The sequence below is a fragment of the Peterkaempfera griseoplana genome (assembly GCF_001418575.1).
Lineage (GTDB): Bacteria > Actinomycetota > Actinomycetes > Streptomycetales > Streptomycetaceae > Peterkaempfera > Peterkaempfera griseoplana.
In genome coordinates this window covers 1-15990 of the sequence record NZ_LIQR01000322.1, presented here as the reverse complement: position 1 = coordinate 15990, position 15990 = coordinate 1, and the positions used below count along the sequence as shown (strand labels likewise).

Genomic DNA, 15990 nt, shown 5'->3' with positions numbered 1-15990 from the left:
GGCGGTCCGCCGAGAGTCCACCATGCGACTGACCGATGGTCAACTGTCCGCAATTGAAAGGCCGTTGGTCAACCGTCACAAATGCGACAATTCCGGCCCGGGTCTTCAACCGGAACTCTTCCACTTGTAACCTGTGGCCGCGCAGCAGCCTCGATCAGGAACCAGTCCCGATCAGGAATGGAAGCCGTCCGAAAATCGGTGGCCCCGGCACCGGCGGAGGGAAGTTTTTCGACCATGGGTCGCATTCACGCCACCGCTGTCCGGTACTTCACCGGCTTACCGCGGAGCTTCTGGATCGTCTTCGCCGGCCAGTTCGTCAACCGCATCGGCGCCCTGGCCGTGCCCTTCCTGGTGCTCTACCTGCGCGACCAGGGCCTGTCCGCCGCCGACGCCGGGACGGTGCTGGCGGCCATGGGCCTCGGCGGCCTGCTCTCCCAGCCCCTCGGCGGGGCCCTCTCCGACCGCTGCGGACCGCGGTTCACACTGGTGGCCGGCCCCTCCGCCGCCGCCCTGGGCATCCTGGCGCTGGGGGCGGCCGACGGGCTGCCGATGCTGCTGGCCACCGCCGCACTGGTGGGGGTCCTGGCGGACGTCTACCGTCCGGCGGCCGCGGCGCTGGTGGCCGAGGTGGTGCCCTCGGCCTCGCGGGCCCGGGCCTTCAGCCTGATCTACTGGGCGGTCAATCTCGGGGTGGCCCTCGCGGGCCTGCTGGCGGGCCTGCTGGCGAGACACGGCTATCGGCCGCTCTTCCTCGTCCAGGCCGCCACCGGGGCCGCGTTCGCGCTGCTGATCGCCGTCGCCCTGCCGCCCCGGCGGCCCCCCGGGGAGGCGCCCGCGCCCGACGGGACGGCCGGGCGGCAGCCGCCGGCGGTGCTGCGCGACCGGGTGCTGCTGGCCCTGATCGCGCTGAACCTGCTGAACGGCGTGGTGGCGGCGCAGATCGTGCTGGGGGTGCCGCTGGCCGTCCGGGACAGCGGCCTGGACCCCACCGCCTACGGTGCCGTGCTGCTCACCGCCGGGGTGCTGATCGCGGTGGCGCAGCCGCTGCTGGCGGCCTGGCTGGAGCGCTTCGACCGGATCACCGTGCTCTCCCTGTCCTGGCTGGTCTTCGGTGCCGGCATGGCCGCCACCGGGCTGGCCGGCACCCTGCCGCAGTATCTGGCCACCGTCGCCGTCTGGACGCTGGGCGAGATCGGCGCGGCCAGCTTCGTCGGCGCGATCGTCGCCGACCTGGCACCTCCCCGCGCCCAGGGCCGGTACCAGGCCGCCTTCGGCTGGTCGTACGCCGCCGCCCAGCTGGCCGGCCCGCTGGCGGGGGCCTCCCTGTACGCCCTGGCCCCCTGGGCCCTGTGGTGGACCTGCGCGGCACTCGGGCTGCTGGGGGCCGTGGGCGGTCTCGCCCTGACGGCCCCCCTGCGGCGCAGGGCCGCTCCGCACGTACCGACCCGTCTTCTCGAGGAGGCACTGTGACCGCGGTGATCCAGCCCCCGGCCGGCGTCCGGCCGGCCCCTGCGGTGGATCTCATGGAGCTCTACCGGCGGATGCGGCTGCTGCGCTGCCTGGACGAGGCACTGGCGGACCTGGTGGAACAGGGCCTGGTGCGCGGGCCCATGCATCTGGGCATCGGCCAGGAGGCGGCCGGCATCGGGGCGACCGCGGCACTGGAGGACGGCGACCTGGTCACCGCCACCCACCGCCCGCACGCCCAGTACGTGGGCCTGGGCCTCCCCCTGGGACGCACCCTCGCCGAGATGATGGGCCGGGCCGACGGCCAGTGCGGGGGCCGCGGCGGCCACATGCTGATCGCCGACCGCGCGCACGGACTGCTCGGCCCCTCCGGCATCGTGGGCCACTCGCTGCTGCTCGCGGTCGGCCACGGCCTGGCGCAGCGCCGGGCGGGCCTGGGCCGGGTCACCCTCTGTGTCACCGGTGACGGCGCGGTCAACTCCGGGGCCTTCAACGAGGCCCTCAACATGGTGGCGCTGTGGCGGCTGCCGGTGGTGGTGCTGGTGGAGAACAACCGCTACGGGCTGAGCGTGCGGCTGGACCGCCATGTGCACCAGACGGCGCTCCACCGCAGGGCGGGCGGCTACGGGATCCCCGCGGTGCAGGTGGACGGCAACGACGTGGAGGCGGTCCGGGAGGCCGTGCAGGGCGCCGTGGGCCGGGCCCGCTCCGCGGGCGGCCCCACCCTGGTGGAGGCCGTGACCTACCGCAACTGCCCCTTCTCCGGCTCCGACCGCGGCGGCTACCAGGACCCGGCGGAGGCCGAGGGTCTCACCGATCCGCTGCGGCTCGCCGCCGAGCGGCTGCTGGCGCGTGGACGGCGGCCCGAGGAGCTGGCCGAGGCGGACGGACGGGCGGCCCGGGAGATCGCCCAAGCGGTGGCCTTCGCGGAGGCCAGCCCGTGGCCGGAGGCGGCGGACCTGGTGGCACTGGCCGCCCGGTGGGACGGAGAGGGCGGGCGATGACCCGGTTGACGTATGCACAGGCGCTCAACGACGCACTGCGCGGGGAGATGCTCAGGGACGAGCGGATCGTCCTGCTGGGAGAGGACATCGGCGTCTACGGCGGGGTGTTCTCGGTGACCTCCGGACTGCTGGAGCAGTTCGGTCCGGACCGGGTGCTGGACACCCCCATCTCGGAGAACGGCATCGTGGGTGCGGCGGTGGGCATGGCCATGAGCGGGCTGCGCCCGGTCGTGGAGATCATGTACACCGACTTCCTCTGCCTGGCGCTGGACTCCATCGCCAACGGCGCGGCCGTGTTCCCGTTCGCCTACGGCGGCCAGGTGTCGATGCCGCTGGTGATCCGGACCCAGGGCGGCGCGGGGGCCAACGCCGGGCCCCAGCACTCCAAGTCGCTGGAGGCCTGGACGGCGCACCTGCCGGGCGTCCACACCGTGCTGCCGAGCAACCCGGCCGACGCCAAGGGGCTGCTCACCTCGGCCCTGCGGTCCTCCGAGCCGGTGGTCCTGGTGGAGCACAAGCTGCTCTACGGCACCGAGGGCGAGGTCCCCGAGGGGGAGCACCTGGTGCCTCTGGAACGCGCCCAGGTGGTCAGGCCCGGCCGGGACGCCACCGTGATCGCGCTCTCCCGGATGGTCGGCGAGGCCCTGGTCGCGGCGGAGCAGCTGGCGGAGCAGCAGCTGGACGTCGAGGTGATCGACGTCCGGTCGCTGCGCCCGCTGGACGTGGCCACCCTGGCGGCCTCGGCCCGGCGGACCGGGCGGGTGGTGGTCGCCGGGGAGGCCTGGGTCCGGTACGGGCCCACGGCGGAGATCGCGGCGGCGGTCACCGAGGCGGCCTTCGCCGAGCTGCGGGCACCGGTCGTCCGGGTCGGATCGCTGGGCGTCCCGTACCCCGCGAGCCCCGCACTGGAGCCCACGGTGCTGCCCGACGCGGACACCCTGCGGCGGGCCGTGGAAGACCTGGTCAAGAGCGCCCGGTGAGCGAGCGGAGGACAGAGATGGTCAATGGTGCGCGCTTCGCCGGCAGGGCGGTCCTGGTGACCGGTGGCGGTACCGGCATCGGGCAGGCGGTGGCCTGCGCCTTCGCCGCGGAGGGTGCGCTGGTGACGGTCGCCGGGCGGCGGGCGGAGCCGCTCGCGGAGACGGTGAAGCTGATCGAGGCGGCCGGCGGCGAGGCGGCCGCGGTGCAGGCCGACGTCACGGCGGAGGAGGAGGTGGCGGCGCTGGTGGAGGCGGTGCTGGCCCGCCACGGCCGGCTGGACGTGGCCTGCAACAACGCCGGGGTGCCCGGTTCCGGGCGGCTGCTGCACGAGTTCGGCGCGGACGACTGGCGGCGGATCGTGGACACCAACCTCCAGGGCACCTGGCTGTCCATGAAGCACCAGATCCCGGTGATGCTCCGGCAGGGGTCCGGGGCGGTGGTCAACGTGGCGTCGATCGCCGGGCTCACCGGGTACCTCAACGCCACCCCGTACACCGCGGCCAAGCACGGCGTGGTCGGCCTGACCCGCAACGCGGCGATCGACTACGGCGCCCGGGGCGTCCGGGTCAACGCGGTCTGCCCGGGGCCGGTGCTCACCCCGATGCTGGAGCAGGCCCGCCGGGACCGCGGGCCCTCGGCGGACGAGTTCTATCTGCGCAACATCCCGATGGGCCGGTTGTGCCGGCCCGAGGAGGTCGCCTCCGCGGTGCTCTTCCTGGCATCCGAGGAGGCGTCGTACATCACCGGCCAGGCGCTGGGCGTCGACGGGGGCTGGACCGCCCACTGACGGGCCGCCGGCCGGTTCGCGCCACCGGGGGCACCGGCCGGTGCCCCCGGTGGCGCGGCCGCCGCTCACCCCCGGGCGAAGGCCCTGCGCAGCGCCGCGCCCTGCTCGGCCAGGGCCCGCTGCGAGGCCTGGGCCAGGGGCACGGCGGCCTCGAAGCCGTGGAACGTCCCCGCGTACAGGTGCAGCTCCACCGAGACGCCCGCCTCCAGCATCCGGGCGGCCAGGGCGACCGCCTCGTCGCGCAGCGCGTCCACCTCGGCCACCAGCAGATAGGCGGGGGCCAGACCGGAGAGGTCGGTGCAGCGGGCCGGGACCGCGTACGGGGACTCCCGGTGGGCGGGGTCCGCCCCCAGGTAGTGCTGCCACATGTACAGGCTGTCCTCGGTGTGCCAGGCGGAGGTGCGCGGGTAGCGCCGCATGGAGCCGCTGTCCAGCCGGTCGTCCAGCGCCGGGTACAGCAGCATCTGCAGCACCAGGTCGGGGCCGCCGCGGTCGCGGCACATCAGCGCCACCGCCGCGGCCAGCGTCCCGCCGGCGCTGCTGCCGCCCACCGCGATCCGCGCGGCGTCCGCGCCCAGCTCCGCGGCCTCGGCGGCCACCCAGCGCACGGCGGCCAGGCAGTCCTCGCCCGGCACCGGGAAGGGGTGCTCGGGGGGCCTGCGGTAGTCCACCGAGACCACCAGGCAGTCCGCGGCCAGCGCCAGCGCCAGGCAGCGGTCGTGCTCGGTGTCCAGGTCGCCGGCGACAAAGGCCCCGCCGTGGAAGTACACCAGCACCGGGGCGGGGGTCTGCAGGCCCTCCGGCCGGTAGAGCCGGACCGTGAGCTCATGCCCCTCGCCCGGGACGGTGAAGGTGCGGTCCTCGGTGGCCACCCGCTCCTGGACCGGCGACGGCCCGCGCAGGGCCCGGGAGATCTTGACCGACCTGGCGAAATTCCGGCGGGAGGCGAGGGGGTCCCCGAAGGCCACATAAGGCTGGAGTTGCGCCGCGCGGGAGAGCTCTGGGTCCAACCGCGCCGTGTGATCGGTCTCGGAAGTCATAGGAGGACTGTACCGGGGATACTCCGAGGTTTGGACTGCTGATGAGTGGTCATGAATGCTGTGGTGCAGGGCGATCGGCGCACCGGTTGACCATTGACAGTCAATCACTGTCTCGATACGGTCACATAGGTGCTCGGAGGGTAGGCACCCACGGGGGAAGGGCGTCCGATATTCGTAATCGGCGCCGCAAATCGTCTCAGTGAGTTCTGTACAGCTGGCCTGCATTGCCGACGGCAATACGTGGCGAGCTGATTTCTTGTGTGTCTGCGGACTAATCATGAGGGGCTTCGCAGCATGGGAACCACAGCAAAACTCGTCATAGACAGTCTTCTGGTCATGGGATTCGGCGTGCAGCACTCGCTGCTGGCGACCCTGCGCGTCAAGCGCGTCGTCAGAGCGCGGACCGGCATGGAGGCGCTGGCCTGGCGCTCCGTGGAGTCGCTGTGCAACGTGGCCTACATCCTGGGCGCTGGCGCCCTGTGGCAGCACACCGGTGACCACGTGGTCTGGCACCTCTCGGGTGCCCCCATGGTCGTCATGTTCGTGCTGGCCGTCGCCTCCTGGCTCTGGTACTGGCAGCTCCACCTGTTCGAGTACGACTGCGGTCTGGCCTTCGGGTCGACCACGCTGGTGGCCCAGATCGCCGGGGCCCAGGGGCCCAAGCTCATCCCCTGGAAGGTCGGCAGCCGGCGCTGGATCCGCTTCCCGGTGCACACCGCGTTCTTCGGCATGTTCTTCTGCCTGCCGACGATGACCGCCGACCTGCTGGTGCTGGCCGTCGTGGTCAACATCTACAACGTCATCGGCAGCATCCTCTACGACAAGCGCCTGCTCACCCTGGCCCGGGCCTCGTACCAGCCGTACGTCGACGTCACCGGTCTGATCTGGCCGCCGGTCTACCGCGTCCCGCGCGGCGCGAGCGACCTCACCATGCCCGCGCCGGTGCACTGGCGGAAGCCGCTGATGCACCTGCCCGGCCTGGTCGTCGGCCTCGGCCTGGGAGCGATGTACCACTTCCTGATCGGCGCCACCGCCGACACCCCGATGGGCATGCTCAAGGCCGGCGGCGCCGGTCTGCTCGGCGCGGTGCTCTCCGGACTGATCATCGGCACCGTCAGCAAGCCCGACTCCGACGAGTGGGGCCAGCAGCAGACCGACCTCTCCACCACGGTCGCGCTGTCCGCCGCGGTGGGCGTGGTCACCTGGGGCGTCGTCGGCTGGGTCCAGACCGGCTCGGCACCGGCCTTCACCGCCTTCCTGCCGCTCTGGTTCACCGTGCAGTACCTGGGCCATGTCTTCGCCTTCCTCGCCAACCGCGGCAAGTGGTCCGCGAGCCTGGTGCCGGTCGAGCCGGCCGCCCGGCCCGCGTCCGCACCCGAGGAGAGCAGCAGTGCCCGGCCGGCCCCTGTGGGCACCGCAGCGTCGATCGCGAAGGCTCCCCGGACTGTCTGATGAACACCACCGAGCCGCAGGCAGTCCTGACCCGCACTCCGGTCCTCGGCGTCCCCGTCCGGCAGCCGACGACCGCGAGCCCCTACTGGCACCGGGAACAGCCCCTGGTCGCCGTCACCCACGTCGACCCCGACCACGCCGGGCTGCGCGAGCAGTTCCCCCGGAGCTGGCACCACCTGGTCCGGCTCAAGGGACTGATCGACGGCATCGCCGCCCTGGAGGCCCCGGCGGCGGTCGGCCCCGCGCTGCACCTGCAGCGCATCTCCCCGCTGCTCACCGCCGCGGCCCACGAACTGCTGCAGTTCGCCGAGGCCGAGCAGGCCGAGCACTCCCGTGAGGCGGTGGCCCAGGCCAGGATCGCCGCCGACCGGCTGCTGCACTACGCCTTCACCCAGGAGTGGAAGCCGGTCGTGCTGCGCCAGCCCGAGCCGGACCGGCCGTGGCTGTACTGCGGCCCGCTCAGCACCTGGGCGATGCACACCGTCCACTCGCCGCTCGCCCTGCTGGTGGTCCTCCCCCGGGCGGACCTCCAGAGCGAGATCGAGGCGGTCGACGCCCGGCTGCCGGAGATCCAGCCGGTCGTCGCCAGGGTGCTCGGCAGCGGGGTGAAGTCCGTCCAGCAGGTCAACCCGACCATGCAGATCGCCGATCTGCTGCTGGCGGGCGGCGAGTCCCGGGTCGGCCACAAGAACTTCGCGCACTTCTTCCCGCTGGAGGCTCCGGGCTCCACCGTGGACGGCAGCGAGTTCACCGTGGTGTTCGCCAATGTGCACACCAGCCGGCTGGAGCGCTGCTCGCTGAAGCTGCTGGGCCGGCTGCAGCCGTCCGCAGCCGGCCAGGGGGACCTCGACGAGGTCCTGCGGGCCTCGCTGCGCTGGTTCCGCTGCCACGACCTGGCGCACTTCTGGCGGCGGTCGGTGGTGGACGGCAGCGGGCGTCCCGCCCCCGGTCTCACCCCCTTCGAGCAGATGACGCTGGAGGAGACCTACGCGGACGTGCTGGGGCTGCTGTCGGCGGTCTCCTTCTTCCCCACGCCGTCGCTGGGGAAGGCGTTCATCGCGGAGCTGCTGCGCTACCTCTCACGGCGCCACCACCACTTCGCCGACAGCGGCGCGGCGGCGCTGGCGGCAGGCTGGCTGATCGAATCGGGCATCAGCCTCCCGCCCACCGACGCGCATTGGCTCGACAAGGCCGAGCCACGGCTGGAGGAACTGGCAGACTGTCTGCACGGGGCGCTGTGGGACGCCGATCCCGCCCACCTCGACGCACTCAGGGCCGCACTCGCGGTGGGGGTCTCCTTCCGGGAGGACCTCACCGAGCTCTTCCAGCTGATCCCCACAGATCTCGACTACATCTTCGGGTAAGGATTCATGCACAAGCGCACCGTAGTGGTCACCGGCGCCTCCTCCGGAATCGGTCTGGCCACCGCGCAGCGGTTCGCCTCGGCGGGGGACCAGGTCGTCAACTTCGACCTGCGTCCCCCGGCCGGGGACGCCGGCGCGGGGGAGTGGGTCGAGGTGGACGTCACCGACTGGGCCGCGGTGGGCGCCGCGGTCGACCGGGTGGCCGAGACCCACGGCTCCGTCGACGTGGCCATCGCCAACGCCGGTATCAGCCTGCGCAGGACGTTCCTGGAGATGACCGAGAAGGACGTCCGGGCACTGCTGGACATCAACCTGATGGGGGTCATCGGCCTCTGGCAGGCCGCCGCCCGGCACATGGTCGCGGCCCGCAGCGGGGTGCTGCTCGCCACGGCCTCCACCAACGGCAGCGCCGGGTACCCCTACTACGCGGACTACAACGCCTCCAAGGCCGCCGTGCTCGCCCTGGCGCGGACCCTGGCCCTGGAGCTCTCACCGCATGTGCGCACCGCCTGTGTCAGCCCCGGCTATGTGATGACGCCGATGCAGCGCGCCGAGTACACCGACGAGATGCTGGCGGAGGTCAACGCCAGAATTCCGGCGGGCCGGCACGCGGACCCGGCCGAGATCGCCGAGGCCTTCCACTTCCTGGCGTCGCCGCAGGCCCGGTTCATCACCGGCCAGCAGCTGATCGTGGACGGCGGTGAGCTGGCCGGCGGCACGGCCTCCTCGCACGGCGTCGTCTTCGGCAGCCAGGATCAGTGAACGGAACAGAGCAGCAGGGCCAGAGAGGACAACCCCCACCATGACAACCACCCAGCAGCAGCCCGTCCTCCCGGCGGTGGCGGACATCCTCGGCTCGGCCGCCGAGGGCTGCGAGACCCTGGATCTCGGAGCAGGCCTCACCGCCACCGTCATCGTCCGCCCCGGGGCCGTACTGAACCACTCGGCCCAGGAGCGGGTGTACGCGGCGCTCATCCCGGTGACGACCAGCAGCTTCGGCGCCGACATGACGCCGTACTGGGCGCAGCGCAGCAAGGAGGGCTATCTGGAGCGCCTTGCCGAGTTCGTCCTGATCGCCGACGAGGACGGCCGGATGGTCGGCTGGACCGGCTTCCACGTCCTCCCGTACGACGGCTTCACCCTGGTCTACCTGGACTCCACCGGGATGGTCCCCACCCGCCAGTCCGGCGGGGTGATGCGGCAGCTGATGCAGGCCCGGGTCAGCGGGTCGGTGGCGGGCTGCCCGGCCGGCAAGCCGGTCTACCTCACCGCCCGCACCGAGAGCCCGATCTTCTACCGGCTGATGCGCCGGCTGCTGCCCGCCCCCGACGCGCTGTACCCGCAGCCGGCCACCGCCGCCCCCGGCGACGTGGTGGAGGCGGCCCGGCACCTGGCCAGGTGGCTGGGGCAGCAGGACATCCTGGACGCCCCGGCGCTGACCGTCCGCGGGGCCTACGACGCGCTGGACGAGCTGTACGGGGAGCTGCCCACGACCGGGGACCCCGAACTGGACAAGCTCTTCCGCGGCCAGTTGGGGCCGCTGGACGCGTTCCTGCTCGTGGGCCGCGTCCGCTGACCCGGATCCCCGAAGGGGCTGCACACCATGCGCATCGACCTGCTGCAGATCGGCACCGATCCCGCGCTTCCGCTCCGGGAGCGCGTGGAGACGGTGTGCGAGCAGATCGCCGCCTGCCGGGGCGCCGACCTGGTGGTGCTGCCGGAGCTCTGGCCAACCGGCTACTTCCACTTCGACGACTACCCGGGGACCGCCGAGCCGCTCGACGGGAGGCTGCGCGGGGCGCTCGCCGAGGCGGCCCGCTCGGCGGGGGCGCATCTGCACGCCGGCTCCTTCGTGGAGCGGGACGGCTCCGGGCGGCTGTACAACACCAGCCTGCTGTTCACCCCGGACGGGGAGCTGGCGTCCTCGTACCGCAAGATGCACCTCTTCGGCCATGACTCGCGGGAGTCCGCACTGCTCACCGCGGGCGAGGCCGTCGTGGTGAGCCCGGCGCCGTTCGGCGCCGTCGGCCTGGCCACCTGCTACGACCTGCGCTTCCCCGAGCTGTTCCGCAGCATGGTGGAGCAGGGCGCCGAGCTGATCGTGCTGACCGCGGCCTGGCCGCTGGCCCGGATCGACCACTGGCGGCTGCTGGTGCGGGCCCGGGCCGTGGAGAACCAGGCCCTGGTGGTCGCGGCCAACGCCGCCGGGGTGCAGGCGGGTGTCGCCGTCGGCGGCCACAGCATGGTCGTGGACCCGCGCGGCCAGGTGCTCGCCGCGGCCGGCAGCGTCCCGCAGACGCTGTCGGTCGACTTCGATCCCGCGGAGACCGCCGCGGCCCGCAAGGCGTTCCCGGTCCTGTCGGACCGCCGTCTCGCAGCCGTCACCGCTGTCTCCGCTGTCACCACTCATGGCACTGAAGGGGCCTGACCCTTGACGATCATCGTTCCGCCGGGGATGGACCCGGACCTGGTCCGGGCAGCCACGCTCCAGCCCGACCTCGACTATGTCGACCCGCCGGCGGTGCGCGCCTCGCTGAAGCGGGCGTTCAAGCTCTCCCGGGCGCTGCGTCCCAAGCAGGCCGGCCCGCAGGACCTCACGGTCGGCGAGCGGCTGATCCCGGCCAGGGAGGGCGCACCGGACATCCCGGTCCGGGTCTACGACCCGGTGGGCCGGGCGGCGTCCTCCCCCGCGCTGGTCTTCTTCCACGGCGGCGCCTTCGTGGCCGGCGACCTGGAGACCGAGGACGCGCGGTGCGCCGAGATCGCCCGGCGCACCGGGGTCCTGGTGGTCTCGGTGGACTACCGGCTGGCCCCCGAGCACCCCTTCCCGCACGGCTTCCACGACTGCTACGACGCCCTGGTGTGGACGGCGGAGCACGCCGGGGAGCTGGGTGTGGACCCGCGCAGGATCGCGGTGGGCGGCAGCAGCGCGGGCGGCGCCCTGGCGGCCGCGGTGTCGCTGGCCGCACGCGATCTGGGCGGCCCGGAGATCATGCTGCAGATGCTGCTCTACCCGGTGATCGACGACGCCCTGGACACCGTCTCCATGCGGGAGTTCGGCACCACGCCGGGCTGGAACCAGCCGAACAGCGTGCACATGTGGAACCACTACCTGGGGGCGGACGACCGGGAGCCGGTGTCCCCGTACGCCGCGCCCGCGCGCGCCGAGGACCTCACGGGGCTGCCGCCCGCCTATGTGCTCACCGCGGAGTTCGACCCGCTGCGCGACGAGGGCATCCAGTACGCCGTACGGCTGCTGGCCGCCGATGTCGCGGTGGAGCTGCACCAGTTCCCGGGGACCTTCCACGGGTTCGACGCCGCGGCGCCGGAGGCGGTGGCGACCCGCCGTTCCCTGGACGAGCAGTGCGCCGTGCTGCTGCGGGCCGCCTCCCGGACGCCGGCCGCACCGGCCGGCGTCCCGGTCTGACCGCACGCGCTTCCACGGAGCGCTTCCGCAGACGCCCGAGGGCCCCTCCCCGCTGCGGGGAGGGGCCCTCGGGCGTTCTGCGCTCAGCCGGCCTGGCGGGCGCCGGCTATCGCGGTGGCGATACCGGTGACCGTGAGGTCCTCCAGGACCTCCTCGGCCTCCAGGTACACCCCGAAGCGGCCCTCGATCTCCTCCAGCAGGGCGATGATCAGCAGGGAGTCCCCACCCAGTTCGATGAAGGAGACGTCATGGGGCACGCTCTTGCGGTGCAGCAGCGCCGTCCACAGCTCGGCGACCTCCTCCACCGGCCGTTCCGCGCTGTTCGACAGCTGTCCCTGGGACATGGAATCGGACTCCTCGTCAGTCGAGTGGTTCCAGGCGGTCGGCCACTGCGGCCCGCACCGCCTCACGGTTGATCTTGAGATTGCGGTTGAGCAGCGGGCTGTCCGCCGACAGAGTGCCCTCGACCAGGGTGAAGGCACGGATCTTGAGGTCGCCCACCAGACGGGAGTTGATCTGGCCGACACGCGCCAGCAGACCGCTGCGCGCCTCCCCCTCGTCCCCCTGGACCCAGGCTGCCACGGCCATGCCCCCGCCGTCGACGGTGAACAGCGCGGCCTGGTCGACGCCCCTGACCCGGCACAGTTCGGCCTCCAGATCCTCCATCTGGAGCTTCTGGCCGCCGGTGGTGATGATGAGGTTCTTCTTACGGCCCTTCAGGTGCAGGAAGCCGTCCTGGTCGAAGGCGCCGAGGTCCCCGGTGGCGACGGTGTCGGAGGCGCGGAACACCTGCGCCACGTCGTCCGGCGACTCGCCCTCGTAGCCGATGCACAGATGCCAGGCGTGGCGCACCAGGACCTCGCCGGCCTCGTTGACCTCCACGGTCCCCGGGTAGACCTGCCGGCCCACCGAGCCCATGCGGTTGGCGCCCGGGCGGTTCCAGGTGAGATAGCCGATCTCGGTCATGCCGTAGATCTGGTAGAGCTCGAATCCGGCACGGGCGAAGAACTCCAGCATCCCCGGCCGGACGGGGGCGGAGCCCACCATCATCAGCCGCATGGAACCGCCGTACATCTCGTGGAAGGAGCGGAAGACCCGGCGGCGCCAGCCGCGCCGCCAGGACTCCCGCGGCAGCAGCACGGCCAGCCCGGCCGCGGCGTCCCGCAGGAGACGCTGCCGGGCGCCCAGGTTGCGGTAGCGGGTCTCCACGAACTCGTAGAAGTTCGGCGGGCCCAGCAGGAAGGTCGGCCGGGTCGCGGGCAGCGCCTGCACGAAGCGGGCGGCGGTGGTGAGGACGATGTCGCAGCCGTTGCGGATCGCCAGGTAGCACAGGTACCGCTGCTGGAAGGTGGAGAGCGGCAGCGCGATCATGATGCGGTCCTCCGGCCGCATCGGATGCGCCGCGCTCTGCGCCTGAACCAGCGCCTCCACCCCGCGCCAGGCCAGCAGCAGGCACTTGACCCGGCCCGCGGTGCCGGAGGAGAAGGCGAGGGTGAACACCTCGCGCTGGTCGACCAGGACCTGCTTGCCCTCCGGCGGCGGCGGGTCGCTCAGCGGGGTGACGTCCGTCCCCTCCAGGACCCGCTCCAGCGGGGCCACCGACTCCCCGTCCCCGGCGGACCGGGACTCCGGTCCGGCGAAGACCGCGGCCAGTCCGTAACGGGTGGTCAGCTCCGCGTTGGAGGTGCCCTTGAAGTCCGGCACGGGAACCGCGACCGGTACCGCTCCCAGCCGCAGCAGCGCCAGGTCCAGCACCAGCCACTGATAGCTGTTGTGGCCCCGGATGCCGATCCGGGAACCGGGCCGTACCCCACGCTCGGCCAGCCGGCCGTGGAGCTGCTCCACGTCGTCGTGGACCTGGGACCAGGGGACGTACCGCACCTCGCCGCGTTCCGGCAGGTGCACCCCGCCGGTCCGTGCCTCCCGGAGCCACTCGGCGACGATTCCGGGTGACTCCCCCGGGGCGGGCACGGCGGGGGTCTGCTGCTCTGTCTGCACGTCGTACTCCTGAGGGACGGCGTCGCGGGCCGTCTGAGGCGGACTCGGAAGAGACGGCGCGATCACGCGCCGACAGCGATCGGCTTCTCCTCGGGCCGGTGCGCCGTACGGCCGGCGAAGACGACGGCCCCGCAGGCCAGCGCACCCACGGCCAGGCAGCCGGCCCAGAGCACTCCCGTGGAGTACCCGTAGACGAAGGTGCCCAGGGCAGGGCCCAGCGCGAAGGCGGTCGCCTGGACGGTGGCCAGATAGCCCTGGTACCGACCGATCCGGTCGGGTGGGGAGAGTTCCGCGACCGCGCTGCTGACCACCGGCGAGAAGAGCATCTCGCCGACCGACCAGACCACCACGCCCACGGCCACCAGCGCATAGGGCTTGAAGGCCCCGGAGACCGCGATGCCCACCGCCATGCAGGCGGTGCCCAGGGTCACCGGGATCCACCAGGGCAGCCGGCGGGTCCAGGAGCTCAGCGGCACCTCGGCGGCGATCACCAGCAGGCCGTTGAGGGTGAGCAGGGTGGCGTAGATCTCGGTGCTGTGGGCCGCGGAGACGGCCAGGGAGACGGTGGAGGAGTACTGGACGTAGACCACCGTGATGCCCAGGACCGCGGCATAGAAGGCCAGCATGACCGCCGGGGTGCGCTGGTGGCCGCGTACCGCCCGCTCTGCCTCCTTGGCGCTCGCCGGGCCCTCGGCGTCCTTGACCGGCCCCGTCCGCAGGCCCGTCCACAGCACCGCCGAGAAGACGGCGTAGCAGCAGGCGCTCACCAGGAAGAGCAGTTTGAGGCCGTGTGAGGAGAGCAGGGCGGCGACCACCGGGCCCAGCGCGGCGCCCAGGTTGAGGGCCAGCCGGAAGAAGGCGAAGATCGGCACCCGGTCGCGCTCCTGGGTGTGGTCCACCAGCAGCGCGGACGCGGCCGGCAGATACGCCTGCGCGAAGAGCGCCGCGACGAAGACACCGGCCAGGGCGACGTCCCGGTTCGGCGAGAAGCCGATCAGCGCCAGCCCGCCGGTCGCCAGCGCGGTGGAGCCGACCAGGGAGGCCCGGCGGGAGAAGCGGTCGGCGGCCCAGCCGCCGACCAGCGAGCCCACCGGTATCGCGGCGCCGACGCAGAGCAGCACCAGCGGCATCTCCTTGACGGTGAAGCCGAGTTGCTTGAGGAAGAGCACCAGGAAGGTGGAGAAGAACGACCCGGTGCGGTTGATGAAGACGCCCGCCACCAGCACCCAGACCGGGCGCGGCGCGGAGAGCACCACCTTCAGCACCGACCGGTGCTGCTCCCCCGCCTCCTCCGACTCGGCCTCGTGGGTCGCGCTCACCGTGCTGCCAGCGGCGTGCCGGAGATCTCCACTCCGGCGCGGACCGCCTCGACCCGGGCCTGGCACCCCTCCCGGGTGTCGGCGGTGACCACGGCGAAGGCGATCCTGGAGAGGAAGCCCTCGGGGGGCAGCCGGACCTCGGTGCCGGCCGGCAGGAAGGTGGTGAACTGCTCCAGTCCGGGGTGGTCGCCGTTCAGGCGGACCTCCTCCAGCCGGATGTCGTACTCGGGGTAGATCATGGCGACCGCCGCGAACCGCTCGCGGTCGGTGCCCAGGTCGGGCTCCTGTCCCACCGCGATGTCCGCCGCCGCTCCGGCCACGTCGACCCCGGTGGCGAGATGCCCCAGATAGGGAATGAGGTCGCCGCCGAGCCTGACGTTGATCTCCACGATCCGGGGGCCGCGGCTGGTCAGCTTGACCTCGCTGTGGCTCACCAGCCGGTCCAGGCCCACCACGCGGTGCGCCTGGACCACCAGCTCGACGGCGGCGTCCAGGTCGGGTTGCGGGGCGGCCGGCACGATGTGGCCGAACTCCTCGAAGTACGGGGGGAAGGCGAGCGCCTTCTCGGCGACCACCAGCGGGGTCGTCACCCCCTGCCAGGTGGCGCAGTCCACGCTGAACTCGGGGCCGTCCAGGTACTCCTCGATGAGCACGCCCGGGTGGGCGGAGGTGAGGCCGTCGACATTGGCCTCGGAGGCCACCTCGAACGACTCCAGCAGCTCCTTCTCGTCGGCCACCCGGAGCACGCCTATGCTGCCGCCGAGCGCCCGCGGCTTGAGCACCACGGGATAGCCGATCTCCCCTGCCGCGCGGACGGCCTCCTCCGGGGTGCGGGCCACCGCGAAGCGGACCGGGCTCAGACCGCCCTCGGCGAGCGCGGCGCGCATGGCGCTCTTGTCCTTGCAGCGGCGGACGGCCTCGACGTCGGTGTACGGCACCCCGGCCGCGGCGGCGACCAGCGCCACCGGCTCCACCAGGGTCTCGTCATAGGTGAGCAGACCGTCCGGGGCCACCTTGCGGACCAGCTCCTCCAGAGCGGCGGCGTCCGCCGGGTCCACGCGGTGGAATTCCGAGACATAGGGCTGCTGCCAACTCAGCTCGGAATTGGCGGCCAGAATGATTTCCGCGCGGGCGGCCATGGCCGCCAGAGC

At 72.6% G+C, this 15990-nt stretch carries 15 protein-coding genes; 10 read left to right on the top strand and 5 right to left on the bottom strand.

The window, feature by feature from the left end:
- Nucleotides 1-234 precede the first annotated feature (234 nt).
- Genes AOK09_RS23575 through AOK09_RS23560 form a run of 4 tightly spaced genes read left to right on the top strand, consistent with a single transcriptional unit; the run spans nucleotide 235 to nucleotide 4239 of the window.
- Nucleotides 235-1470: an MFS transporter gene (locus AOK09_RS23575; RefSeq protein ID WP_055589234.1), complete on the top strand. Its 1236-nt coding sequence runs from the start codon at nucleotides 235-237 to the stop codon at nucleotides 1468-1470.
- Entirely contained in the window at nucleotides 1467-2471 is a 1005-nt protein-coding gene (locus AOK09_RS23570; protein WP_217698471.1) for a thiamine pyrophosphate-dependent dehydrogenase E1 component subunit alpha, read from the top strand. Before AOK09_RS23575 ends, AOK09_RS23570 begins: the two co-directional genes overlap by 4 nt.
- Nucleotides 2468-3451 (top strand): alpha-ketoacid dehydrogenase subunit beta, encoded by a 984-nt coding sequence (locus AOK09_RS23565; RefSeq protein WP_055589264.1) that lies wholly within the window; start codon nucleotides 2468-2470, stop codon nucleotides 3449-3451. Before AOK09_RS23570 ends, AOK09_RS23565 begins: the two co-directional genes overlap by 4 nt.
- 17 nt (nucleotides 3452-3468) lie before the next feature.
- On the top strand, nucleotides 3469-4239 hold the full coding sequence (locus tag AOK09_RS23560; RefSeq protein WP_055589233.1) for an SDR family NAD(P)-dependent oxidoreductase: 771 nt from the start codon (nucleotides 3469-3471) through the stop codon (nucleotides 4237-4239).
- Between the two features lie 65 nt (nucleotides 4240-4304).
- Here AOK09_RS23560 and AOK09_RS23555 read toward each other — a convergent pair whose 3' ends face one another.
- Nucleotides 4305-5279 carry an alpha/beta hydrolase gene (locus AOK09_RS23555; RefSeq protein ID WP_063796043.1) on the bottom strand — a complete coding sequence of 325 codons (975 nt, stop codon included), beginning with the start codon at nucleotides 5277-5279 and terminating at the stop codon, nucleotides 4305-4307.
- Nucleotides 5280-5573: 294 nt separating this feature from the next.
- On the opposite strand from AOK09_RS23555, the gene AOK09_RS23550 reads away from it, so the two are divergent.
- From AOK09_RS23550 to AOK09_RS23525, 6 genes are read left to right on the top strand one after another with little or no spacing between them, the layout of a single operon-like run.
- Nucleotides 5574-6731 (top strand): hypothetical protein, encoded by a 1158-nt coding sequence (locus AOK09_RS23550; protein ID WP_157876007.1) that lies wholly within the window; start codon nucleotides 5574-5576, stop codon nucleotides 6729-6731.
- Nucleotides 6731-8095, top strand: a complete 1365-nt coding sequence (locus AOK09_RS23545; protein ID WP_055589230.1) for a hypothetical protein — start codon at nucleotides 6731-6733, stop codon at nucleotides 8093-8095. Before AOK09_RS23550 ends, AOK09_RS23545 begins: the two co-directional genes overlap by 1 nt.
- A 6-nt stretch (nucleotides 8096-8101) precedes the next feature.
- Nucleotides 8102-8857, top strand: coding sequence for an SDR family NAD(P)-dependent oxidoreductase (locus AOK09_RS23540; protein WP_055589229.1), 756 nt, complete (start codon nucleotides 8102-8104; stop codon nucleotides 8855-8857).
- Between the two features lie 40 nt (nucleotides 8858-8897).
- Nucleotides 8898-9671, top strand: coding sequence for a GNAT family N-acetyltransferase (locus AOK09_RS23535; RefSeq protein WP_055589228.1), 774 nt, complete (start codon nucleotides 8898-8900; stop codon nucleotides 9669-9671).
- Between the two features lie 27 nt (nucleotides 9672-9698).
- The gene (locus AOK09_RS23530) at nucleotides 9699-10523 is read left to right on the top strand and encodes a carbon-nitrogen family hydrolase (protein WP_055589227.1); all 825 of its coding nucleotides are present in this window, start codon (nucleotides 9699-9701) and stop codon (nucleotides 10521-10523) included.
- A gap of 3 nt (nucleotides 10524-10526) precedes the next feature.
- Nucleotides 10527-11522 carry an alpha/beta hydrolase gene (locus AOK09_RS23525; protein ID WP_245687444.1) on the top strand — a complete coding sequence of 332 codons (996 nt, stop codon included), beginning with the start codon at nucleotides 10527-10529 and terminating at the stop codon, nucleotides 11520-11522.
- Nucleotides 11523-11605: 83 nt separating this feature from the next.
- On the opposite strand, the gene AOK09_RS23520 is transcribed toward AOK09_RS23525, so the two are convergent.
- The 4 genes from AOK09_RS23520 to AOK09_RS23505 form a co-directional block, all read right to left on the bottom strand.
- Nucleotides 11606-11866 (bottom strand): phosphopantetheine-binding protein, encoded by a 261-nt coding sequence (locus AOK09_RS23520; protein ID WP_055589225.1) that lies wholly within the window; start codon nucleotides 11864-11866, stop codon nucleotides 11606-11608.
- Between the two features lie 16 nt (nucleotides 11867-11882).
- Nucleotides 11883-13520 (bottom strand): AMP-binding protein, encoded by a 1638-nt coding sequence (locus tag AOK09_RS23515; protein WP_055589224.1) that lies wholly within the window; start codon nucleotides 13518-13520, stop codon nucleotides 11883-11885.
- 62 nt (nucleotides 13521-13582) lie between these two features.
- Nucleotides 13583-14839: an MFS transporter gene (locus AOK09_RS23510; protein WP_055589223.1), complete on the bottom strand. Its 1257-nt coding sequence runs from the start codon at nucleotides 14837-14839 to the stop codon at nucleotides 13583-13585.
- Nucleotides 14836-15990 (bottom strand): ATP-grasp domain-containing protein (locus AOK09_RS23505; RefSeq protein ID WP_107101427.1); only part of this gene is annotated, 1155 nt, incomplete at its 5' end. The genes AOK09_RS23510 and AOK09_RS23505, both read right to left, overlap by 4 nt.